Source organism: Citrobacter sp. Cf118 (assembly GCF_030334095.1).
Classification (GTDB): Bacteria; Pseudomonadota; Gammaproteobacteria; order Enterobacterales; family Enterobacteriaceae; genus Citrobacter; species Citrobacter freundii.
Map to the genome: position 1 here is coordinate 1 of NZ_JAOWES010000060.1, position 4,594 is coordinate 4,594.

2 protein-coding genes and 2 pseudogenes are annotated in these 4,594 nt (G+C 51.8%); 1 reads left to right on the forward strand and 3 read right to left on the reverse strand.

Features of this window, described 5'->3' with window-relative positions; all coding sequences use genetic code 11:
* Positions 1-406 (reverse strand): annotated as a pseudogene (locus OGX67_RS04805) (IS1-like element IS1B family transposase); the annotation flags it as partial.
* Between the two features lie 328 nt (positions 407-734).
* On the opposite strand from OGX67_RS04805, the gene malT reads away from it, so the two are divergent.
* Entirely contained in the window at positions 735-3,440 is a 2,706-nt protein-coding gene (gene malT / locus OGX67_RS04810) for an HTH-type transcriptional regulator MalT (protein ID WP_016240421.1), read from the forward strand.
* Positions 3,441-3,482: 42 nt separating this feature from the next.
* Here the strand turns inward: malT and OGX67_RS04815 are convergent.
* Positions 3,483-3,836, reverse strand: a pseudogene (locus tag OGX67_RS04815) (RNA 3'-terminal phosphate cyclase); the annotation flags it as partial.
* 407 nt (positions 3,837-4,243) lie between these two features.
* Positions 4,244-4,594, reverse strand: a 351-nt coding sequence (locus tag OGX67_RS04820) for a transposase (protein ID WP_182321318.1), incomplete at its 5' end; no start/stop codon positions are given.

Below are 4,594 nucleotides of genomic sequence, written 5' to 3' on the forward strand. Positions count from 1 at the left end.
ACAACCGTCTTCCGGAGCCTGTCATACGCGTAAAACAGCCAGCGCTGGCGCGATTTAGCCCCGACGTATCCCCACTGTTCGTCCATTTCCGCGCAGACGATGACGTCACTGCCCGGCTGTATGCGCGAGGTTACCGACTGCGGCCTGAGTTTTTTAAATGGCGGAAAATCGTGTTGAGGCCAACGCCCATAATGCGGGCGGTTGCCCGGCATCCAACGCCATTCATGGCCATATCAATGATTTTCTGGTGCGTACCGGGTTGAGAAGCGGTGTAAGTGAACTGCAGTTGCCATGTTTTACGGCAGTGAGAGCAGAGATAGCGCTGATGTCCGGCGGTGCTTTTGCCGTTACGCACCACCCCGTCAGTAGCTGAACAGGAGGGACAGCTGATAGAAACAGAAGCCACTGGAGCACCTCAAAAACACCATCATACACTAAATCAGTAAGTTGGCAGCATCACCGGCTCTTTCATCAGGAATTGAGAAGACTCCCTTGCTTAAATGAAACTGATGAACATGAGGAAAATACCGTAAAACCCAGTATTCACGCTGCATCAGCGTCGTTATTAGGTGAGTTGTTAATAAACATTTTGAATTGTGACAGAGTGCAAATTCATACACATAAAAAAACGTCATCACTTGCATTAGAAAGGTTTCTGGCCGACCTTATAACCATTAATTACGAAGCGCAAAAAAAATAATATTTCCTCATTTTCCACAGTGAAGTGATTAACTATGCTGATTCCGTCAAAATTAAGTCGTCCGGTTCGACTCGACCATACCGTGGTTCGTGAGCGCCTGCTGGCTAAACTTTCCGGCGCGAACAACTTCCGGCTGGCGCTGATCACAAGTCCTGCGGGCTACGGAAAGACCACGCTCATTTCCCAGTGGGCGGCAGGCAAAAACGATATCGGCTGGTACTCGCTGGATGAAGGTGATAACCAGCAAGAGCGTTTCGCCAGCTATCTCATTGCCGCCGTGCAGCAGGCAACCAACGGCCACTGTGCGATTTGTGAGACGATGGCGCAAAAACGGCAATATGCCAGCCTGACGTCACTCTTCGCCCAGCTTTTCATTGAGCTGGCGGAATGGCATAGCCCACTTTATCTGGTCATCGATGACTACCATCTGATCACTAATCCGGTGATCCACGAGTCAATGCGCTTCTTTATTCGCCATCAACCAGAAAATCTCACCCTGGTGGTGTTGTCACGCAATCTTCCGCAACTGGGCATTGCCAATCTGCGTGTTCGCGACCAACTGCTGGAAATTGGCAGTCAGCAACTGGCGTTTACCCACCAGGAAGCGAAGCAGTTTTTTGATTGCCGCCTGTCATCGCCGATTGAAGCCGCAGAAAGCAGTCGGATTTGCGATGACGTTTCCGGTTGGGCGACTGCGCTACAGTTAATTGCCCTCTCCGCCCGGCAGAATACCCACTCAGCCCATAAGTCGGCACGTCGCCTGGCGGGAATCAATGCCAGTCATCTTTCGGATTATCTGGTCGATGAGGTTTTGGACAACGTCGATCTCGCAACGCGCCATTTTCTGTTGAAAAGCGCCATTTTGCGCTCAATGAACGATGCACTCATCACTCGTGTGACCGGCGAAGAAAACGGGCAAATGCGCCTCGAAGAGATTGAGCGTCAGGGGCTGTTTTTGCAGCGGATGGATGATAGCGGCGAGTGGTTCTGCTATCACCCGCTGTTTGGCAACTTCCTGCGCCAGCGCTGCCAGTGGGAACTGGCGGCTGAGCTGCCGAAAATCCACAGTGCCGCTGCAGAAAGCTGGATGGCCCAGGGATTCCCCAGCGAAGCGATTCATCATGCGCTGGCGGCAGGCGATGCGCTGATGCTGCGCGATATTCTGCTTAATCACGCCTGGAGTTTGTTCAACCACAGCGAACTTTCGCTACTTGAAGAGTCACTTAAAGCCCTGCCATGGGAGAGTTCGCTGGAAAATCCGCAGTTGGTGTTATTACAAGCGTGGCTGATGCAAAGCCAGCATCGCTACGGCGAAGTAAACACCCTGCTGGCTCGTGCTGAACATGAAATCAAGGACATCAGAGAAGGCACCATGCATGCAGAATTTAATGCTCTGCGCGCCCAGGTGGCAATTAACGATGGTAACCCGGATGAAGCTGAACGGCTGGCAAAACTGGCACTGGAAGAACTGCCTCCCGGCTGGTTCTACAGCCGCATTGTAGCAACTTCGGTGCTGGGTGAAGTGCTGCACTGCAAAGGGGAACTGACCCGCTCACTGGCGTTAATGCAGCAAACCGAACAGATGGCACGCCAGCACGATGTCTGGCACTACGCTTTGTGGAGTTTAATCCAGCAAAGCGAAATTCTGTTTGCTCAGGGTTTCCTGCAAACCGCGTGGGAAACGCAGGAAAAAGCATTCCAGCTGATCAACGAGCAGCATCTGGAACAGCTGCCAATGCATGAATTTCTGGTACGTATCCGAGCACAACTGTTATGGGCCTGGGCACGGCTGGACGAAGCCGAAGCATCGGCACGCAGCGGGATTGAAGTTTTGTCGTCTTATCAGCCACAGCAACAGCTCCAGTGCCTGGCAATGTTGATTCAATGCTCGCTGGCCCGAGGTGATTTGGATAACGCCCGTAGCCAGTTGAATCGTCTGGAAAACCTGCTGGGAAATGGCAAATATCACAGCGACTGGATCTCTAACGCCAACAAAGTCCGGGTCATTTACTGGCAAATGACCGGCGACAAAGCTGCCGCCGCCAACTGGTTGCGTCACACAGCCAAACCGGAGTTTGCGAATAACCACTTCCTGCAAGGTCAATGGCGCAACATCGCCCGTGCACAAATCTTGCTGGGCGAGTTTGAACCGGCAGAAATTGTTCTTGAAGAACTCAATGAAAACGCCCGCAGTCTGCGGTTAATGAGCGATCTCAACCGTAACCTGTTGCTGCTTAATCAACTATACTGGCAGGCCGGACGCAAAAATGATGCCCAGCGCGTGTTGCTGGAGGCATTAAAACTGGCGAATCGTACCGGATTTATCAGTCACTTTGTCATCGAAGGCGAAGCGATGGCGCAACAGTTACGCCAGCTGATTCAACTCAATACGTTGCCTGAGCTGGAACAGCACCGCGCCCAGCGTATTCTGCGAGAAATCAATCAACATCATCGGCATAAATTCGCCCATTTCGATGAGAATTTCGTTGAACGTCTGCTAAATCATCCAGAAGTGCCAGAACTGATCCGCACCAGCCCGCTGACGCAACGTGAATGGCAGGTCCTGGGGCTGATTTACTCCGGTTACAGCAACGAGCAAATTGCAGGCGAACTGGGGGTGGCAGCGACCACCATCAAGACGCATATCCGCAATCTGTATCAGAAACTCGGCGTGGCCCATCGCCAGGATGCGGTACAACACGCCCAGCAATTGCTGAAGATGATGGGGTACGGAGTGTAAGTTTAGCCGGATAACGCGCCAGATCCGGCTTACATCTCTGCATCATTCAATGCTCACCCGCGTTACGCCGTCTGCTTCAGTCAGACTAAACCGCACTGACAAAAAACGCTCCACCACCGCGATATTGGTCAGTAGATGACATGAGGGATAGGCGACCGTAAATTCTCCCGCCCCCGCCATTGGCATTGGCAGTACCAGCTGGTCGGCGAGATATTCCCCCACCGCCGCCGGGCTTGCAAGATAGCGTTTAACTTCTTGCACTAACTGCGCAGCCACCACTTCGGCACTGACGCGCTTTTCACCGACGACAAAAAAGCGTTCTGTGATATTTTCACTTTCAACTTCCAGCGAGACGGTATTACCCGGCCCCTGGTCGCGCGGCAGGTTATGAATATTGGGGTTTGAGGGCCAATGATGCAAAAAACCACGCTAACAGCGTTAGTTCATTGTTTATATTGAAATTGATAGGTACTGCGTTTACAGCCACTTCAGTCGTCATGGTGGGGCTGAGGGACGGGTCCGCTTGGAAAAAGGAAATTATCCTACTATAAGGGCTTCCCCGAACAGTCAACGCCGGTTTTTAATTTCTGTCTGTTCATCAATGAAAGGCAAGGGATAAGACTGCGCTACTATAAACGGTCATGCTGAATCGCTAGTGATTCGGACCCTGATGAAAGACGCTCGTGAGATCCTCCTTCGTTAATCGGATAGTGATATCCAGTAGGATATGCAGATACTTCTCACGGGGGTCTAACCCTTTACCATCAACAATTTACAGTTCAGTTACTACTCAGTTAAATTTTTCATGTTGTTGAATACAGTCTGAAGTCATCGCCGTAATGTAATGATGCCCAGCACAACCTCGCATTCTTGGCGGCGATTGCAACGACAGCACGCCAGTATCCCCGCCTACCAATCAACGAGCAGACCCAACGGCTAAACGAGTCCGTTCTATTCTCTGCCCCTACCATAACAGAACGGGCTCCCTGGACCAGCAGGGTTCGCAGGTAGGCATCACCCGCTTTTGTTATCCTGCCAAGCTTTGATTTTCCGCCACTACTGTATTGTGATGGCGTTAGCCCCAACCAGGCTGCCAGTTGGCGCCCGTTCTTAAAATCATGGGCATTGCCAATACTGGCGACCAGCGCACTCGC